Source organism: Actinoplanes sp. NPDC026623 (genome assembly GCF_040638275.1).
Lineage (GTDB): Bacteria > Actinomycetota > Actinomycetes > Mycobacteriales > Micromonosporaceae > Actinoplanes.
Window position 1 is genome coordinate 1 of the sequence record NZ_JBEZXZ010000101.1, and the last position, 17,029, is coordinate 17,029.

Annotated in this window: 21 protein-coding genes; 11 read left to right on the forward strand and 10 right to left on the reverse strand. The window is 69.2% G+C overall.

The features are described from left to right. Positions 1-217: 217 nt before the first annotated feature. A complete protein-coding gene (locus tag AB0F10_RS26390; protein WP_360630367.1) occupies positions 218-1,132 on the forward strand; it encodes a MurR/RpiR family transcriptional regulator in 915 nt (304 codons plus the stop codon). 5 nt (positions 1,133-1,137) lie between these two features. Beyond that, positions 1,138-2,046, forward strand: coding sequence for an N-acetylmuramic acid 6-phosphate etherase (gene murQ, locus AB0F10_RS26395; RefSeq protein WP_360630370.1), 909 nt, complete (start codon positions 1,138-1,140; stop codon positions 2,044-2,046). A gap of 4 nt (positions 2,047-2,050) precedes the next feature. Here murQ and AB0F10_RS26400 read toward each other — a convergent pair whose 3' ends face one another. Further along, positions 2,051-2,644, reverse strand: coding sequence for an RICIN domain-containing protein (locus tag AB0F10_RS26400; protein WP_360630373.1), 594 nt, complete (start codon positions 2,642-2,644; stop codon positions 2,051-2,053). A 96-nt stretch (positions 2,645-2,740) separates the two neighbouring features. Further along, positions 2,741-3,175 carry a MerR family transcriptional regulator gene (locus AB0F10_RS26405; protein ID WP_360630376.1) on the reverse strand — a complete coding sequence of 145 codons (435 nt, stop codon included), beginning with the start codon at positions 3,173-3,175 and terminating at the stop codon, positions 2,741-2,743. A 23-nt stretch (positions 3,176-3,198) separates the two neighbouring features. On the opposite strand from AB0F10_RS26405, the gene AB0F10_RS26410 reads away from it, so the two are divergent. The 3 genes from AB0F10_RS26410 to AB0F10_RS26420 all read left to right on the forward strand — a co-directional run bounded on the left by AB0F10_RS26410 (position 3,199) and on the right by AB0F10_RS26420 (position 6,462). Further along, positions 3,199-4,656, forward strand: a complete 1,458-nt coding sequence (locus AB0F10_RS26410) for an MFS transporter (RefSeq protein WP_360630379.1) — start codon at positions 3,199-3,201, stop codon at positions 4,654-4,656. A 174-nt stretch (positions 4,657-4,830) separates the two neighbouring features. After that, complete coding sequence (locus AB0F10_RS26415; protein ID WP_360630382.1) at positions 4,831-5,379, forward strand: DUF4262 domain-containing protein; 549 nt, start codon at positions 4,831-4,833, stop codon at positions 5,377-5,379. A gap of 639 nt (positions 5,380-6,018) precedes the next feature. Continuing rightward, on the forward strand, positions 6,019-6,462 hold the full coding sequence (locus AB0F10_RS26420; RefSeq protein ID WP_360630466.1) for a response regulator transcription factor: 444 nt from the start codon (positions 6,019-6,021) through the stop codon (positions 6,460-6,462). 131 nt (positions 6,463-6,593) lie between these two features. Here the strand turns inward: AB0F10_RS26420 and AB0F10_RS26425 are convergent, their stop codons facing one another. The 3 genes from AB0F10_RS26425 to AB0F10_RS26435 form a co-directional block, all read right to left on the reverse strand. Beyond that, complete coding sequence (locus AB0F10_RS26425; protein ID WP_360630385.1) at positions 6,594-6,773, reverse strand: hypothetical protein; 180 nt, start codon at positions 6,771-6,773, stop codon at positions 6,594-6,596. 87 nt (positions 6,774-6,860) lie between these two features. Beyond that, positions 6,861-7,667, reverse strand: a complete 807-nt coding sequence (locus AB0F10_RS26430) for a class I SAM-dependent methyltransferase (protein WP_360630388.1) — start codon at positions 7,665-7,667, stop codon at positions 6,861-6,863. A 112-nt stretch (positions 7,668-7,779) separates the two neighbouring features. Then, positions 7,780-8,361 (reverse strand): histidine phosphatase family protein, encoded by a 582-nt coding sequence (locus tag AB0F10_RS26435; RefSeq protein ID WP_360630391.1) that lies wholly within the window; start codon positions 8,359-8,361, stop codon positions 7,780-7,782. A gap of 312 nt (positions 8,362-8,673) precedes the next feature. Between AB0F10_RS26435 and AB0F10_RS26440 the strand changes: the two genes are divergently transcribed. After that, a complete protein-coding gene (locus AB0F10_RS26440; protein ID WP_360630394.1) occupies positions 8,674-9,174 on the forward strand; it encodes a hypothetical protein in 501 nt (166 codons plus the stop codon). A 63-nt stretch (positions 9,175-9,237) separates the two neighbouring features. Here the strand turns inward: AB0F10_RS26440 and AB0F10_RS26445 are convergent, their stop codons facing one another. Further along, positions 9,238-9,516 carry a hypothetical protein gene (locus AB0F10_RS26445; protein ID WP_360630397.1) on the reverse strand — a complete coding sequence of 93 codons (279 nt, stop codon included), beginning with the start codon at positions 9,514-9,516 and terminating at the stop codon, positions 9,238-9,240. A 128-nt stretch (positions 9,517-9,644) separates the two neighbouring features. Between AB0F10_RS26445 and AB0F10_RS26450 the strand changes: the two genes are divergently transcribed. Together AB0F10_RS26450 and AB0F10_RS26455 are read left to right on the forward strand one after the other, a co-directional pair. Then, a complete protein-coding gene (locus AB0F10_RS26450) occupies positions 9,645-10,082 on the forward strand; it encodes a hypothetical protein (RefSeq protein WP_360630400.1) in 438 nt (145 codons plus the stop codon). 168 nt (positions 10,083-10,250) lie between these two features. Continuing rightward, positions 10,251-10,631: a hypothetical protein gene (locus tag AB0F10_RS26455; protein ID WP_360630403.1), complete on the forward strand. Its 381-nt coding sequence runs from the start codon at positions 10,251-10,253 to the stop codon at positions 10,629-10,631. A 111-nt stretch (positions 10,632-10,742) separates the two neighbouring features. On the opposite strand, the gene AB0F10_RS26460 is transcribed toward AB0F10_RS26455, so the two are convergent. Beyond that, a complete protein-coding gene (locus AB0F10_RS26460) occupies positions 10,743-11,369 on the reverse strand; it encodes a nucleoside deaminase (RefSeq protein WP_360630406.1) in 627 nt (208 codons plus the stop codon). A 20-nt stretch (positions 11,370-11,389) separates the two neighbouring features. On the opposite strand from AB0F10_RS26460, the gene AB0F10_RS26465 reads away from it, so the two are divergent. Continuing rightward, a complete protein-coding gene (locus AB0F10_RS26465; protein WP_360630409.1) occupies positions 11,390-11,989 on the forward strand; it encodes a GNAT family N-acetyltransferase in 600 nt (199 codons plus the stop codon). Between the two features lie 91 nt (positions 11,990-12,080). Here the strand turns inward: AB0F10_RS26465 and AB0F10_RS26470 are convergent, their stop codons facing one another. Next, entirely contained in the window at positions 12,081-12,371 is a 291-nt protein-coding gene (locus AB0F10_RS26470) for a hypothetical protein (RefSeq protein ID WP_360630412.1), read from the reverse strand. Next, complete coding sequence (locus AB0F10_RS26475) at positions 12,338-12,553, reverse strand: hypothetical protein (RefSeq protein WP_360630415.1); 216 nt, start codon at positions 12,551-12,553, stop codon at positions 12,338-12,340. Before AB0F10_RS26475 ends, AB0F10_RS26470 begins: the two co-directional genes overlap by 34 nt. A 251-nt stretch (positions 12,554-12,804) precedes the next feature. Here AB0F10_RS26475 and AB0F10_RS26480 point away from each other — a divergent pair, with 251 nt between their 5' ends. Together AB0F10_RS26480 and AB0F10_RS26485 are read left to right on the forward strand one after the other, a co-directional pair. Further along, complete coding sequence (locus tag AB0F10_RS26480) at positions 12,805-13,335, forward strand: hypothetical protein (RefSeq protein WP_360630418.1); 531 nt, start codon at positions 12,805-12,807, stop codon at positions 13,333-13,335. A 566-nt stretch (positions 13,336-13,901) separates the two neighbouring features. Next, entirely contained in the window at positions 13,902-16,454 is a 2,553-nt protein-coding gene (locus tag AB0F10_RS26485) for a hypothetical protein (protein WP_360630421.1), read from the forward strand. Positions 16,455-16,485: 31 nt separating this feature from the next. Here the strand turns inward: AB0F10_RS26485 and AB0F10_RS26490 are convergent, their stop codons facing one another. Then, positions 16,486-17,028 (reverse strand): YbhB/YbcL family Raf kinase inhibitor-like protein, encoded by a 543-nt coding sequence (locus AB0F10_RS26490; RefSeq protein ID WP_360630424.1) that lies wholly within the window; start codon positions 17,026-17,028, stop codon positions 16,486-16,488. Position 17,029: the final 1 nt, after the last annotated feature.

Consider the following 17,029-nt stretch of genomic DNA (forward strand, 5'->3'; position numbering starts at 1 on the left):
GCCGCCGTCAGCGCCGCCCCCAGGGCGGCGCTCACCTCGCCGCCGCTGCTGTTGCGGTTCGCGCCGCCCGCCGCGCCCCGGCCCAGCACCGCGCCGTCCAGGGTCGCGACCACGCAGCGGGTGTTCGTGGCACCCGCGTCGACCCCGACCACCAACGTCGCGCTCATAGTCCGGTGACCGTACCCGTATCCGCGCCGAGTAAAGGAAACTCTTCTTCATGGCAGGTCGCAAGCGCAGCACGCCGCACCCAGCCGAAACGGCGAGCGCCACGGTACGGGCGCGTGGCCTGCTGCCGTCGCTGTCCCCGGCCGAGCAGCGGGTGGCCCGGGTGATCATCGACGAGGCGGCCACCGCGGCCCGGCTCACCATCACCGACCTCGCCGAGCGCGCCGGCTCCAGCGAGACCACGGTGATCCGGTTCTGCCGGGCGATGGGCTTCGCCGGCTACTCCGACCTGCGGCTGACCCTGGCCGGCGAGGCCGGTCGCGCCTACGACGCCGCCGACGAGCCGGTGGGCAGCGACATCAGCGAGAGCGACGACCTCGCCCAGGTGGTCAAGAAGATCGCCTTCGCGGACGCCCGGGCGGTCGAGGAGACCGCCACGCAGATCGACATCGCGGTGCTGGAACAGGTCGTCGACCTGGTGGCCGGCGCCCGGCGGGTGGACATCTACGGCGTCGGCGCGAGCGCCTTCGTCGCCATGGACTTCCAGCAGAAGCTGCACCGGATCGGCCGCATCGCGTACGCGTGGAGCGACACCCACCTGGCCCTGACCAGCGCCGCGCTGCTGGACGAGCGGGACGTGGCGTTCGGCATCTCGCACACCGGCACGACCAGCGACACCATCGACGCGTTCGCCGAGGCGGGCCGCAACGGTGCCCGCACGGTCGCGCTGACCAACTTCCCCAAGGCGCCGATCACGCAGGTCGCCGACCTGGTGCTGACCACCGCGGCCCGCGAGACCACGTTCCGCTCCGGCGCGATGGCGAGCCGGCTGGCCCAGCTCACCGTCATCGACTGCGTGTTCGTCGGCGTCGCCCAGCGCACCTATTCCGAGACCCGGGCCGCGCTCGACGTCACCTACGCGGCGGTGCGCGGACGACGGATCGGCGCCGACCGGGGCCGCGGGTGAGGCCCGTGGACGAGGCGCCGCTGTCGCGCACCGAGCAGCGCAACCCGCGCAGCGCCTCGATCGACCGGATGTCCACCCTGGACCTGCTGCGCCTGATCAACGCCGAGGACCGCGAGGTGGCGGTCGCGGTCGCCGACGTGCTGCCGGACCTCGCCGTCGCGGTCGAGCTGGCCGTGGCGGCGCTGGCCGGCGGGCATCGGGTGCACTACGTCGGCGCCGGCACCTCCGGGCGGATCGCGGTGCTGGACGCGGCCGAGCTGATCCCCACGTTCGGGCTGGAGCCGGGGCGGGTGGTGGCACACATCGCCGGCGGGCCGCGGGCGCTGACCCACCCGTCCGAGGCCGCCGAGGACGACGAGGACGCCGGGGCGGCCGCCGCCGGGGGCGTCGCGGAGGGAGACCTCGTCGTGGGCGTCACGGCCAGCGGGCGCACCCCGTACGTGCGGGCGGCGCTCGCCGCGGCCCGGTCCCGCGGCGCGCGCACCGTGCTCGTGTCGGCGAACCCGGCGTCGCCGATCGCGGCCGGCGTGGACGTGCACGTGGCCCCGGACACCGGGCCGGAGGTGCTCACCGGGTCCACCCGGATGAAGGCCGGCACCGCGCAGAAGCTGGTGCTCAACGCGTTCTCCACCGCGACGCTGGTGCGGCTCGGGCACACGTACTCGAATCTGATGACCGACATGCTGGCCAGCAACGCCAAGCTGCGCGACCGGCAGTTGCGCATCCTCGCCGACGCGACGGGCGCCGACCTGGAGAGCTGCCGGCGGGCGCTGGGCGCGGCCGGCGGCGACGCGAAGGTGGCGGTGGTGACGCTGATCGCCGGCGCCACCACCGAGGCGGCCGCCCGGGCGCTGGCCGAGACGGGCGGCCACGTTCACCGGGCGTTGCGCCTGCTCGACCACCACGCCGCCTGAGGACCTACCGTTGCTGGTCGTCGTTCCAGGCGATGACCTGCCACCGCTGCTGGGACATGGAGTTCTTCTGCCAGAGCTGCGCCTGCGCCCCGTTGCCCGCGACGTCGCTGTCCCGGTCCATGACGGTGCCGAACCCGTTCAGGAAGGCCAGGTTGTAGATGGCCAGGTCGCCGGCGCGGCGGATCCACTTCTGCTGTGCCGATCCGTTGCACGTCCAGAGCTGGATCCTGGCGCCGTTCGCGCCCTGGGCGTCGGAGTCCGCGTCGAGGCACATGCCGGGGTTGCGCACACTCTCGACGGTGCTGTCCGAGTGGACGTACCAGAGCTGTTGCGTCGTCTGGTTGCAGTCCCAGACCTGGACCCTGGTGCCGTTGCCGCGGCCGTTGGTGTCCGCGTCCAGGCACTGATCGGCATCGCCGTACAGGCTGCGGATCCGGACGAAGAACTGGTCCCAACCGGGCGCGGGATCGGTGTCGGCGGCCCGGGTGGACGCTGCGCCGCCCCACGGCGCCCGCGCGTGCGCGGCGGGGGCCCAGGTGCCCACCAGCACCACGGCGGCGGTGGCGACGGCGGCGATGCGGCGTTTGTTCGAGTGCACGTGAGCCATTCCTCGGTCTCGGCGACGAAGCCTGCGACAGGCGTGCCCGGGGACGGGCGCGGGCGAGCATACCGGCCGGCCGGAGTCCGATGCCGATCAGCCGGGGTCGGTCAGGCGGCTCGGCGCCCACAGCCGGTCGGCGTCCCCCGCGACGACCCGGCCGCGATAGACGTCGATCTTGTGGTCGATGAGCGCAAGATTCTCCTGGATCTCCGCGAGCCGGGCCCTCACGTCGACGCGGTGCGCCTCCATGAGGGCGAGCCGCTCCTGCTCGTTGCCGGGACCCGCGGCGACGAGTTCGGCATAGCGCCTGATGGACCTGATGGGCATGCCGGTGGCCCGCAGCTTCGTGCAGACGACGATCCACTTGAGGTCGAGCTCGTGGTATCGGCGCTGACCGCCGCAGGTGCGGTCGACCGGGGTGACGACCAGGCCGGCCCGCTCGTAGTAGCGCAGCGTGTGCACGCTCACCCCGGTGCGGTGGGCGGTCTCGGCGATGCTCAATCCCGGTTGATCCTTGACTTCGAGCACGCTCCAAATTCTAGCGTCGAGTCATGAGTCAGCTGATGGCACCGTCCGCCTCGCCCGAACTCAGCCGGCGTCGCCGGCTCCTGGTCCTGGCGCTGTGCTGCACCAGCATGGTCGTCGTCGTCATGGACATCTCCGTGGTCAACGTGGCATTGCCGGCGATCGGGCGGGAGTTCCAGGCGTCGGTGTCCGAGCTGCAGTGGACGGTCGACGCGTACACCCTGATGCTGGGGAGTTTCCTGGTGATGGCCGGATCGGTCGCCGACCGGGCCGGCCGGCGGCTGGTGTTCCGGCTGGGGCTGGCCACCTTCGGGCTGGGCTCGCTGGCGTGCAGCCTCGCGCCGGGCATCGATTGGCTGATCGCGGCCCGGGTGCTGCAGGCGGCCGGCGGCACGATGCTCAATCCGGTGGCGATCGCCATCATGGCCGCCACGTTCCTGGACCGGGCCGAGCGGGCCCGCGCCATCGGGGTGTTCGGCGCGGTGTCCGGCCTGGCGCTGGCGCTGGGGCCGATCCTCGGCGGCGCCCTGGTCGAGGGCCTCGGCTGGCGCGCCATCTTCTGGGTCAACGTCCCGATCGTCGCCGTCGCCATCCTGGGTACGACGCTGTTCGTGCCGGAGTCCCGCGCGGCCCGGGCGCGCCGCTTCGACCCGGTGGGCCAGGCGCTGGTGTTCCTGGTCCTGTCCGGTGTGGTCTTCGCGATCATCGAGTCCGGGGAGCTCGGCTGGGCCTCGCCGCTCGTGCTCGCCCTGCTCGCGGCGGCCGCCGCCGGGGTGCTCGGCATCCTGTACTACGAGCCGCGGCGCGCCGACCCGCTGCTGGAGCTGCGCCTGTTCCGCAGCGTTCCGTTCAGCGCGGCGATCGTGACGGCGCTGCTGGCGCTGTGCGGCTTCGGCGCGTTCCTGTTCGTGACGACGCTGTACCTGCAGGACGTGCGGGCGATGACGCCCCTGCGGGCGGGCCTGTGCCTGCTGCCGGTCGGCATCCTGATCGTGCTGCTCTCCCCCGCCGCGGGCCGGATGGTCGGCGAGCGCGGACCCCGGCTGCCGCTGGTGATCTCCGGCGCGGCGCTGGCGCTGGGCGGGCTCGCGTCGCTGTGGCTGGGCCCCGGCACACCGCTGCCTGTCGTGCTGGGCACCTTCGTGCTGTTCGGCGTCGCCCAGGGCACCGTCAACCCGCCGATCAGCAACTCCGCGGTCTCCGGGATGCCGGTCGCGATGGCCGGTGTCGCCGCGTCGCTGGCCTCCGCCGGCCGCCAGACCGGCACCACCCTGGGCGTCGCGATCTCCGGAACCATCGTGGGATCGGCGGTCGCTCGCGGCGGGACGGCGTTCACGCACGCCGAACGCGGCGTGTGGTGGCTGATGATCGCGCTCGGCGTCTCCTCGGCCGCCCTCGGGATCATCAGCACCGGACCCCGGGCGATGGACAGCGCCGCCCGCGCGGCCACCCTCTTCGAGCCCGCGAAGAATTCCCTGCAATGAGAGCTGTGCGGTTGCGGACGACGACCTTCGCCGCCTGCTTCCCGATCGCCGGGTCGCCGCGGCTGTTCGCGACGGCCGGTCCGGCCCGGCGTGGCCGAACGATTCCGCGCGGCTCGAAGGTCAGGCACAGCCTGGTCTGCGTGATCCTGCCGAGCGATGATCTACCCTGCCCGGGTGACCGATAGCCAGCCAACTTGTCCCTGCATCAGCTGCCACGACTATGGCGACCGGGACCAGCTCGACGCGATTGACCGCAACACCATCGGCCACGTCGAGGAGCATGGTTGGAGCGTCATGCAGATTCCCGGGGACGATCTCGGACCTGGCTGGGCCTTCACCGTCGGCCTCGGGCACAGCCACCGCCAACCCGAACTGGCGATCTTCGGCCTGGAAATCGACACCATGAAAACCTGCCTGAACGTGTTGGGTGTACAGACCGCAGACGGATGGCCGCCGGAGCTCGACTACGAGCGCAGCCACGTCATCGACGGCGATCCCGTCCTGTTCAAGAGCATCGAACCCCGCTGGTACAAGGCGTTCTTCGGCACCGCGATGGCCTTCTACCGGCGTCCGTCGATCCCCTTCATCCAAGTCCTGTGGGCCGACGGCCACCAGCGATTCCCCACCGACCCCGACTGCGAGCCGGCGGTCCGCGACCGGCAACCCAGCCTCTGGCTCCGACCCGACGAGCATCCCCAAGGCGTCTGGACCCAAGACCTCTGATTCTCGGTTCGGCGGGCTGCCGGAGTCGCTCCAGGACGCCGCGCCTCTACGGAGTTGGGTCACGCTGCCCGGGTGGCGGGTTGGCACCACCGGCGTCGGCGTTCACTGCGGACTCTTACGCGTTGCCTGGGAGTTCTTCGCCGGCGCCGGTCGATCCGGATCGCGGCGACGGTGGCCGGCCTACCTGGATTCTGGGCGGGGTGGTGTGAACTGGGCCAGGCGGAAGGAGATCGCCAGCCGGAGGACCAGGGTCGGGACCGCGAGCCACAGCCGCGGTACCCGACGATCAACCACGGTGCCGCCGGAGTCCAGGCGAACGCGGCGGCCACCAGGGCCGAGGCGGGCAGAAGGAGCCGGAGGAGGCCGTGGCGATGGATGAGCATGTTGAGCATCAGCACCATGCCGAACCACCAGACCCCTATGCCGAGGTAGCGGATGCCGGGTGTCTCGCCGTTGGTCATGACGGCGATGCCGACGATCGCGGCGAGCAGCCCGGTGTGGCGGCTTCCGGACGGTGGTTATGCGGTGCGCGTTCATTTCCCCGTACGACCGATGAACCGGACGGCACACGCTGACCGCACCGAGGGCAAGCGCCGTGGTTGAATCGCCGCCGACGACAACATCGGCGCACGCGTGCTGATGGTCACCACGTTCGGGGAGGATGAACACGTCTTCGCCGCGCTGCGCGCCGGAGCAAGCGGTTTCGTCCTCAAAGACACACCTCCGGAAGACCTGCTCAGCGCCATCCGCATCCTCGCCGGCGGCGAGGCGCTGCTGACCCCGCGGCTGACCACCCGACTGGTCGCGGAGTTCGTGCGAGGCACGTCCGGCCGTAACACCTCGGCGACCGCACCGGAAGCGCTCGACGAACTGACCGAGCGCGAACGTGAGGTGCTGGTCCAGGTCGCGGCCGGTAGGTCGAACGCGGAGATCGCCGAACACCTCACCGTCAGCCTCAACACGGTGAAGACCCACGTGAGCCGGCTGCTGTTCAAACTGTCAGCCCGCGATCGAGCCCAACTCGTCGTGTGCGCCTACGAGGTTGGTTCAGTGGTTCCCGGCAGTGAGAGATCGCCTTCGTAATGCGGCAGACCGACACCGTCAACTGACCGGAAATCGGTTACCTGTCCGACGTCCAACCGTACGAGGTGGCCGGCGAACCTCATGCCGCCTTGGTCGGGTGTCGACCCATCCGCGAGCAGAGCGAGCGTCGACTACTCGCGGACGTCGTCAACTTCGTCGGCGAACTCGGCCAACACGTCCGGCGCATCGCGGTTGCCGGCATCGGCAAGGCGACGCAGCTCGGTGGTGTCACCGCGTTCACCTGCCAGCTGCACGAGTTCGTCCATAGCGTCGCTGCTGCCGGCATCCGCGAGACGACGTAGCTCCTCCATGTCACCACGCTCACCCGCAAGCTCGATCTTGAGACCTCGGCACAAACAGGCTATCGATCGCCCAGCCCTGGACTCGTCGTTGGCGCTTCAGAATCGGAAGCGCAGGATGCGGCTGGACCGTTTGAAGCCCGGCAGCAGGTTCATGAGGCGATACATGCGGCGTACGGTCGCGGGCGCCTTGGCCATCAACTCCGGCGAGTCATTCATCGGCGCCTCGTCGACGTATTGGAGCCGTGGGTGCCACTCGGCCAGGGCAGCCGCGTCATTGAAACCGCAATGAAACTGGGCGTTGTACCTGCGCCCAAGCGGATCCCATTTCGAGGCATGCCACGCCCCCACCGACACCGTGTCGAACAGTATCTGCCCGGCGGGGAAGGCGTCGACGACGCTGGTCAGCAGCAGCCGCGCGGCGGCCTCTGTCAGGTAGGGCACCAGTCCCTCGGCGATCACCAGCACCGGCCGGCCACGGGGAATACGCGCCAGCCAGCTGAGGTCGGTGACGTCGGAGCCGATCAAGGTGCAGTGCTCGCGCGGCGGCAGGAGTTGCTGCCGCAGTTCGACGACGGGCGGATGGTCCAGGTCATACCACTCCACGGTGGCGGGTGGTGCGATCCGGTGCACTCGAGCGTCGAGGCCGCAACCCAGGTTCAGCACCACCGCCTCGCGATGCTCGGCGAGGAAGCTTCGGGCCCAGTCGTCGAAGGCCTTGGTGCGCACCACGGCGGCGAGACCCAGCTGGCTGGCGCCGAATTTGCCCTTGTCGTATCCGGGGGCAAGACGGCGCATCGTCTGGTCGGCATACATGTCGCCGAGGACCGGGGCTGGCAGCCGGTTGTCCAGCGCCTTGGCCTTGAGGACGGGACTGAGGGTCTTCTGAACCCCAACGAGTTCCACCCCAGCGACGATACCTTCGTATGGCGAAGCATTTCTTCAGCCGCGAATCTCGCCTTTGCCCGGTTCACTGCCGTACCTTCGAGCGCGCTGTCTCGACGAAGAGCAACGGCGGTCAAGGAAGTTCGGACACCTCGGGGCCGGCGGTCAGATCGGTGAAGCGGATCCGGTAGATCGCGGGCATCGGCATGCGCTGGGCGGCGGTTTGGTCGGTGGGTCGGCCGAAGCCGATCAGTGCTTGGCAGATGAAGGTGCCGTGGCCGGCGATGAGAACGACTTGACCATGGTTGTGGTGGGCGATCGTCCGCAGAGTGTCGACGGCGCGGGTGCGCAGCTGCTCAAGGCTTTCGCCGCCGGGTCGCGCATAGGACGGGTTGGCCCAGCTATGGGCGCAGTGGGGTGCCCAGTCGTCGGTGTAGGCGAGGCCGTCGTCCCATTCGCGCAACCGCCCGTGGGTGTGCACGGGCAGACCGAGTGCGGCGGCGGTGGGCCGGATGGTTTGAATGGCGCGCAGGTACGGGCTGGACCACAGTGTCGTCGGGCGCAGTTCGGTCAGCACGGGCACGAGCTCGTCCGCTTGCCGTAGCCCTTCCGGTGTCAGTGGGCGGGTGAGTTCGTCCGGGCCGTCGGCGGTCGGCGGAACGGACCTGGCGTGGCGTACCAGCACAAGTTCGGTGGCTGCCGGATGGTTGCTCAATCCGCACGCGCCCAGAGATCGTTGCGATTCTTGCCGGGCCGGAAGCCGTGTGCCTCGGCCATCTGGGCAGTCTCGCTGAAGCCGTGTCCGACGAGGTTCGATGATCGAAGTATGAAGGAGTCATGCCGCCACCGGCATCCGGATTTGCCACAGAGAGGCTCTCGGCCATTACAGTCCGTCACGATAGGCAATCGGCGGGTGAACCAGGCTGGCCGCAATCGCCGGCGCGCTCAGCGCCCGACTCTTACCCTGTGACAGATGCAGCCTCGGACGCGAGCCTTACCCTATGATGATCTTGCAACCCTTCTAGGAGTGGTCGCAGTTCTTGACGGTCATCTGATTGGCGGTGACCTACCGCTTGACCTCACACAGAACCTCATCCGCCGTTTGACTGACCACGGTCCGTTACCCGCGGGCTCAACGGCCGGCGCGCTGCACGCCACGCTAAGCGATCTGGCACAACGCCTGCACTGGGCCACCAGCGCAGTCCTGGAATATCCGGCAGCGATGCCCCACCGGACCAACTATGAGCTCAGCATCCCCGCCGGTTCGGTCGCGGCGTGCATCACCGCGCTGCGAGAAGCCGGTGCCGAGGACATCCACGACGGCCCTCCCACCGCAACCGGATGGCAGATGCGACCTACCGGACCCGACGGCGCCCTGGAACGGCATTCCACCGACGTTCCGAACGGTCGGACCATCACGGCGGCCTTTCCTGAACTCGCTCCTGATCCGGCATTTCAAGAACGCATCGCCCAGCTCAGCCTCCTGGCGGAACAGCACGGCGGTCAATACCAAGGAGCAGGCGGGTAGGCGGCAGCCCAGCCCTCGACATTTACTGCGGGAGCAAGCCGAAGCGAGCAGAGCGAGCGTCGACTACTCGCGGACGTCGTCAACTTCGTCGGCGAACTCGGCCAACACGTCCGCCGCATCGCGGTGACCGGCATCGGCAAGGCGACGCAGCTCGGTGGTGTCACCGCGTTCACCTGCCAGCTGCACGAGTTCGTCCATAGCGTCGCTGCTGCCGGCATCCGCGAGACGACGTAGCTCCTCCATGTCACCACGCTCACCCGCAAGCTCGATCAGCTGGTCGACCGCGTCTCGATCACCGTTCACAGCCCGCGCCCGTAGGTCCGACAGCTCAGGATCAGTCATGCCGCCAATTTTCTCATCCCGCTCGTATTCGGTGTGGAGCGTCGGGAGGTGACCCCTGCCCTGCAGCAGCACGAGGCTGTCGGCGAAGGTCAGACGACAGGCTGAAGGCCCCCTATCGCAGTCCATCGTTGCTCGCCGATGATTTGATCCATGTGGGTGGACATCCGATACCGCAAACCAGGGAGCCGACAATCTTCTTCTTCGAAGGCGAGCGTGCCGGGTTGACGAAGCCCCGATCTCCGCTGGCCGGCTTCTGGGCGCTCCTGGTGGGCGGTGCCGCACTCACGATACTGACGCTCACACTCCAGCCGGCCACCGACGTGCGTGGCTGCTCAAACTACGGCGGCAACGGCAACGGCACCGTCTTTTCCAACGAGATCTGGGACCTGCTTTACCCGATGCTGCTGCTCGTCTGGCTGCTTGCGGTCATCGTGGAACAGCTGCTCCCGGTCACCTGGAACGGCCGTAAAGCAAGCCTGATCATCCCCCGCGCCCTTCTCGCCATCATGGTCGTTTTGACCGCCTCCTGCTATACGGAAATCACGCTGCTTGCGCTCTGCCATTGACTCACGGGCGCTGAGTTATCCCGATCAGCCGCTGGTCGAGCGTCGCGCGGCGCCTACGTCAGTGGCTCAAGCCGGACATTCGGGGGGTCGATCAGAGAGGATCGCCGTGAGGACGTTCGCGGCCGCGGTCGCGTGGTGATCGCACAGCCCGCGGCGTAGTCTTCAGCAGTGGACACACCGGCCCTCAAACTGCAGGTGCTCGTGATCGGGCTCGATCCGTATCGGGTGCCGGGGCCTTGGGACCCCAAGCCGGTAGCAGACGGCATTGAAATGGGACGGGCCCGGTTCGTCGAGCGTGGCGTGGGGGCCCAGTTCTGCCTGGTCGGTCTCGACGGGAGCGACGACGTAGAGGCGGTCATCACCGCTGCCCTTTGCGCGCAGCCCTGGGAGTGCGTCGTCATCGGTGGCGGTGTGCGCAATCAGCTGGATCTGTTCGAACGGGTGGCCAACCTGGTGCATCGGCATGCTCCCGACGCGGCCATCGCATTCAATGCCACCCCGACGGACACCTTCGAGGCAGCCGCCCGCTGGGTGGAGATTCCCGGCTGACGGCCGTCTTGACGCAACGGTGGAAGCTTGAGCGCTGATAGATCCACCTTGTCGACAAGGCGTAGTCGAGGGGGTTCGGTGACGATTGATCATCCGAATGTGGCCGGGAGGTCAGGCAGCGAGCAGCAGGTCCCATACCCGGTCCAGGGCGAGATCGGGGGTTTCGGGAAGCCGGCCACCGCTGCCGAGGGTCTTGGCGATGGCCCGGGCCAGCTGCGCACGGACCGGTGAAACCCGCTGCATCGCCCGGACGAGGGTGCCGCTGGTGTTCAGGCAGGGAAGCACGGCCAGCCATTCGCCGATGGGGCCGGGCAGCGGACCCTCAACGGTCGGCCAGCGGTGCCGCACCTCGTCGTTGAGCTGCGGCATCTGCTCGATGCCGAGCCAGGTCGGGTCGAAGGCACCGAAGGCGAGGTGCCCGACCCGGGCCACCACGGTGGCGCCCAGACACATCGGGCAGGGGTGCAGCGTGGTGTACAGCCGGGTGCCCCGGGCGCGCTCCTTGTCGTCCGGCACGGCGGCGAGTGCTTCCAACTCGGCGTGGGCCAGCAGCCCTCTCGGTGCCACCGCGGAGAAGCGCTGGTTACGGCCACTGCCGAGTACGGTGCCCGCGTCGTCGGTGATGACGGCGCCGACCGCGACGCCGCCATCACGGTAGGACTTCCAGGCCATCGTCATCGCGTGCTGCCACGGGAGTTCGAGCGCCAACCACGCACGACGAGCGGTGAGTTCCGGCATGCCGCGATGATCGCACGAAGATGTCGGGTTCACGGAGCATCCCGGTACCCGCACCGCCGCCGAGCCGGATCGAGCAGGTCACGACGTCGGCCTGCGGCTCCCCCGGGCTGCGAGAGCGGACAGCCGATCTCGCCGATGCAGTGGATGATCCTCCGATGGGGATTCAGATACGACGGTTGCAACGAGGCACCGAGGCCGAATTCGTGACGGGGCTGCAGTGGCTCTTCGACCCGCCCGGCAGTCGTCCACCGGATTGGGACCGCGACCGCGCCGTCGAACGCACCGCGCAGGTCCTCGCCGACGAGAACGCCGCACTGTTCGCAGCCCGCTCACCGGAGAACCAACTGGTCGGCGTGGCAAGTATCTACCTCGACATCGTTTCGGTGCGCTTCGGTCGTCGAGCCTCGATCGAGGACCTCGCGGTGCACCCCGAATGGCGGTCCCAAGGTGTCGGAGCAGGCCTGCTGGCGACCGCCAAGGAGTGGGCGCAGGAACACGGCGCCGACTACATCTTCCTGGAGTCCGGCATCGGGCGAACCGAGGCACATCGCTTCTACGTTCGCCAAGGTGCGACTCACGCCGCAGCAGCGTTCCGGTGGACCACCGGACAGCCCCGATAACGGGAACGAGCCTTCGGTCGCGAACCGCGACATCCGTTTCTGCCGCGCGGCGGTGAAAGCTCCTAACGCGATCAGTCGTTGGGCCAGTTGATCAAGTCGAGGTCATCGGCTGCCGGGCGAAGCCCATCGCGGGCAGCGGATCGTCGAGCGCGATCAGGTCCGACACGTGTCCCTGGATTTCGCTGCACACCGAGGCGAGATCCATAGGCAGGGACCGTTTGCGGTACAGCTCATGGATGCCTTCGGCGATGCCTTCGCCCGGCGAATCGAGGTACGCCTGCACGGTGGATTCCACCCGCAGTCCGGCGCCTGCGGTCTGCACTGCGAGCTCGTAATCGACCGAGTTGCTCAAGCCGTCGGTCCCCTCGAACCAGACGGCCATCTCGAAATTGGCCCGCAGGCGAATACCGTCGTCGGTGCGTCGAGATAAACATGCGGACCCATGGTGGCGCCGTCGCCGCCGAAATAGTGGCTGTGCCAGATCCCTTCCACATGGCCGTACAGCTCCTCGCGTGCCTCGTGGAATGCCCTCAGTATGGTGGTGAACCCCCGCAATTCATCCATGCTCTGAAGGATAGGCGAGTGGCGGCCAGACCGGCGGAGGTCTACAGAGAGTGACCCATCGACCAGGTACCGACCCGCTCTTGCCGTTGAGGGGCGGAAAGTCGCGCCGCAGCGAAACCGTCACCACGGCGCCGGGTCCGAAGTGCACTGTCTGCGTCGGACGGTAGTCGCGCCGCCGTAGCAACACAGCTCGGTTTCGGTTGCCCGCCCGTGCGCTTCACCCTTGGGCACCAACGGCTACGATCTCCGGCGTGTTGATCTTCCCATACGAACCGTCCAGCCCCGAGGGCCTCGCCGCCCGCTGGGTACGGTGGGCCGCGGCCACCGGACCGTGGAGGAACCCGGTGCTGGATCGGACGGGCCGCCATGGGCACCTGCGTCAGCCCGATGACGTCTGGTTCCTTGCGGGCTGCTTCGGCGGCGCCGTCGAGCGGCGGTGCACCGTTCCTTCGGACCGTCCGCTGTTCATGCCGGCGTTCAACATGTGGTGTCCGAACGGCACGTACATTCCGCCGCTGCCTCAAGCACGGGGTGCGGTGCACGTCGATGGGCGGCAGCACCCCGTCGTCGTCATCGATGCGGCGACGTTGTTCGAGGTCCGCGGCGCGTTCCTCAATCCTGTCACCCGCGCCCGGCGGACCGTCCCGATGCGGGTCTGGGGGATCTGGGCGATGGTCGGCGCGTTGCCGCCCGGTGAGCACACCGTCCGCATGGACGGCACGGACGGGCACGGATTCAGAGTCACGGCGACATATCACCTCATCGCTCGCAGAGGCGAGTGAGCGGGTAGACCCGGGACATCTCGGCCGCGGATGTCGCGATCCTCGGCCCGTTCTCCGGCAACGACAAATGTTCGGCGGGAAGCTCGACCGGCTCGCCGCGTCGGTGGAGGGCCTGGCGGGCGGAACGCAATTCGAGCTGAGACAGGGAGCTTGAAGATCGATTGAACTCACCTGCCGCCGCCCGCTCCACGACCGTTACGCTGCGTCAGCTTGGCCCGGCGTGTCCGGCGGTCACGCCGATGAGAATGCGTGTCGCGGGGAATGAAATAGCGGGTTGCGTGCGCGTCATCGTTGACGGCCGCGAAGTATCTACATTCGAGCATTGGCCGACTGCCGTGGATATCCGGACAGTCCCCACTCAAGCGGCGTTCCCGACAGCGGGATAAACGCAGAAATCGGGCAGAAGGGCGCACCGTCGGCTCATGTCCGAAGTGGTGCCCGGGCGGGTGCGACCGAACAGAGCGGTTGCCCCTCGACGCTCTCTTGACAGTCGAATCGGCCCGGATGGATGTTAGGACGGTCACTTCGAAGCTGCCCCCGGCCGCCTCGGCGGGCCGGGGTCCAGAGTGGAGATCATCGTGGTCGGTCATCGTCGTCCTCAGCCACTTCTCGTTCTGGCCGTCGCCGTGTTCACGGTCTTCTCGGCGGTTGTCCCGGCCGGCGCGGCGCGACCGGTCGGCAAACCGACCGCGAAGTCGATGTTGGAAAAGGGCGTACGCGCGACCGCGCCGGCCTCGGCGCGGGCCGGCATCGCCGAGGAGCCGGGCGGGGACGAGGACGAGGCCGGCGTGATCGCGGCTCGCGCGGAGTTCCACCAGTCGATCACCGCAGCGCCGGCGGCGACGGCGCCGGCGGCCGGGTTGACGGACGCCATCGCGGCGGCGGGCCGGCTGACGACCCGCGGGGACCGGTGGCGCGAGGTGACCGACAAGCCGTTCCTGAACGACCCGATCGAGCGAGGGGACAACTTCGGCGTCGGCTGGGGCTATGTGACGGGACGGATGACCGCTCTCACCCCGGCGGGGCGTTTCGTGTACGCGGGGGCGGCCAGCGGTGGGGTGTGGCGCAGCTCCGACTCGGGTGCGCACTGGCGGCCGGTGAACCGGGGCCTGCCCCGGCTGGCGGTCGGCGCGCTGGCGACCGATCCGCGAGACGGGTCGGTCTGGGTCGGCACCGGCGAGGCGAACAACGCCAGCGAGAACCAGTACGGCGTCGGCATCTACCGGCTGGCTCACGGCTCCTCGACCTGGCAACGGGTGGGCGGCACCGAGTTGTTCGGCGCCGGCGTGCACCGCATCGCCTGGATCCGGGATCACATCTACGCCGCGACCAGCCACGGGCTGTACAGCCGGGCGGCGGCGGCCGGCCGGTCGTCGCCGTGGCGAGCGGTGCTGCAGCCCGCCGGACCGGCCGACTATCCGCCGAGCTCAGAGGTCACCGATCTCATCGCGCTGCCGGGCACGGGCGGCCGCAGCATCCTCGCGGTCGTGGGCTGGGCCGGGTACTCCGACCCGCCCGGCACCGAGCACAACGGCTTCTACGTGGGCTCCGGCACGAGCGGCAGTTTCACCCGGATCACTCCGACCGGTGACATCAATCCCGCCACGATCGGCCGCACCACCCTTTCCGAGTCCGGTGGCTGGCTCTACGCGGTGGTCATGGACACCTCGACCGGCGATCTGCGGGGCCAGGGCGCCTACGTGTCCAGGACCGGCCGGGCGCAGGGCCCCTGGACGCGGATCGCCGACGTCGACAAGCTGTACAACTCGGACTCCGCGCTCGGCCCGTCGACAAGCGACTACTACCCGGGCGTGCAGGCCGACTACAACCAGTACATCCTGGTCGATCCGCGCGACCGCAGGCACGTCTACCTGCAGCTGGAGGAGGTCTTCGAGTCCACCGACGGCGGTGCCACGTGGAAGACCGTCGGCCCGTACTGGAACTACGACATCTCCTGTGAGGAGACCACCGGCGACCCGTACGCGTGCCCGATGACCACGCACCCCGACCAGCACGCGGGAATGCTGCTGAACGGGCAGTTCTGGGCCGGCAACGACGGCGGATTGTGGCGGCGCCCGACCAGTTGGCACGAGCGAGGCCGCTGGACCAACCTCAACCCCGCACTCGACACACTGCAGAACTACTCGGTGGCCACCGGATCGGTCGGCGGCGGCGGTCTCGCGTACTGGGGCGGTCTGCAGGACAACGGCGAGTCCTACACCCGGACCGACATGTCGCGCGTCGAGCAGGCTTTCACCGGTGACGGCGGCGACACCATCGTCGATCCCCGCAACGGCGACCGGGCGGTCGAGGAGTACGTGTACCTGGACATGTACCTGACGACGGACGCCGCGACGCAGACGTTGCGGGAGATCTCCCCGTCCTGCCTCACCGCGTCCGATCCACCGGAGCTGTGCGACCCCAGCCCGCGGTTCATCGCCCCCATCGAGATGGACGTCAGGAACCCCGACCACTGGGTGGCCGGCGGCCGGTACGTGTGGGACGACACCGCGTCCTGGAACACCGTCTGCGACAGCACCGCCTGCGACTGGAAGCCGGTCTACGACACCGGGACGGGCCACTCCATCACGGCCCTCGCCGCCAACGGTGCCGTCACCTACGCCGGCTGGTGCGGACCCTGCAACCCGGGCGAGACGGCTCCGTTCACCCGGGGCCTGGCCACCAACTACGGCGGCAGCTGGCACCAACTGCCGGTCCCGGAACTGCCGAACCGCTATGTCACCTCGATCGCGGTCGACCCCGCGAACGGCGCCCACGCGTACGTTTCCTTCGGCTCATACAGCCGGCGCTGGATTCCCGACGCAGGCGTGGGTCATGTCTTCGAGACCGACGATGGCGGCGCGACCTGGGCCGATGTCTCCGGGAACCTGCCCGACGCCCCCGTGTACAAGGTGATCACGCATGGCTCCGACCTCATCGTCGGAACCGAGGTCGGTGCCTTCGTCGCGCCTCGGCCCCGCGGGCTGCCGGCGTCCTGGCGCAACCTGGGCTCGGGCCTGCCTCGCGTCACCGTGTGGGACCTCACCGTGGCACCCGACGGACGCGTCGTCGCCGGAACCCACGGTCGAGGCACCTGGGAGATCCGCTTCCGGCACTGACCGGGCCGGCCGGGACCGGTACGCCCGCGCCTCAGGCGCGGGCGTACCGGCCGGTGAGGGTGCCCTCGGCGAGGACCGCGCCGTCGATGGCCGAGCGTAGGTCCGCCGCCGTTGCGCCCGGCCGCAGCCCGGCCGGGCGGGACAGGGCGAACGCGGTGAAGACGTACCGGTGCGCGGGGCCGCGCGGCGGACACGGGCCCCCGTACCCGGCATGGCCGAAGTCGTTGGTCCCGGAGCCGGCTGGGGTCTCGGCCTCGCCGAGTTCCGGCCGGGTCCCGTCGATGCCCCACGCCACCCAGTGCACGAACGTCCCATCCGGCGCGTCGGGGTCCTCCACCAGCAGGGCCAGCTCCCGCACGCCGGACGGCAGACCGTTGAAGGTCAGCGGGGGCGACACGTCCGCCCCGTCGCAGGTGTATCGGGGTGGAATCTGCCCGCCGTCGGCGAATGCGCTGCTGGACACGGCGAGGCTCAGCGCAGCCTGCGGATCGGCCGGATCCGGGCCCGGTCCCCCGCAGCCGGCGAGCAGGCCGGCCAGCGCGCCGATGGTGATCAGCGGAGCCCACAACCGCATC

Bases quoted from the DNA above. Each gene is read 5' to 3' on its own strand.
- AB0F10_RS26445 (WP_360630397.1), bottom strand. From the start codon at position 9,516: ATGACTGATCCTGAGCTGTCGGACCTACGGGCGCGGGCTGTGAACGGT.
- AB0F10_RS26460 (WP_360630406.1), bottom strand. From the start codon at position 11,369: ATGCCGGAACTCACCGCTCGTCGTGCGTGGTTGGCGCTCGAACTCCCG.
- AB0F10_RS26420 (WP_360630466.1), top strand. From the start codon at position 6,019: ATGGTCACCACGTTCGGGGAGGATGAACACGTCTTCGCCGCGCTGCGC.
- AB0F10_RS26390 (WP_360630367.1), top strand. From the start codon at position 218: ATGGCAGGTCGCAAGCGCAGCACGCCGCACCCAGCCGAAACGGCGAGC.
- AB0F10_RS26490 (WP_360630424.1), bottom strand. From the start codon at position 17,028: ATGCGGTTGTGGGCTCCGCTGATCACCATCGGCGCGCTGGCCGGCCTG.
- AB0F10_RS26475 (WP_360630415.1), bottom strand. From the start codon at position 12,553: ATGGATGAATTGCGGGGGTTCACCACCATACTGAGGGCATTCCACGAG.
- AB0F10_RS26410 (WP_360630379.1), top strand. From the start codon at position 3,199: ATGAGTCAGCTGATGGCACCGTCCGCCTCGCCCGAACTCAGCCGGCGT.
- AB0F10_RS26465 (WP_360630409.1), top strand. From the start codon at position 11,390: ATGTCGGGTTCACGGAGCATCCCGGTACCCGCACCGCCGCCGAGCCGG.
- AB0F10_RS26470 (WP_360630412.1), bottom strand. From the start codon at position 12,371: ATGGCCGTCTGGTTCGAGGGGACCGACGGCTTGAGCAACTCGGTCGAT.
- AB0F10_RS26425 (WP_360630385.1), bottom strand. From the start codon at position 6,773: ATGGAGGAGCTACGTCGTCTCGCGGATGCCGGCAGCAGCGACGCTATG.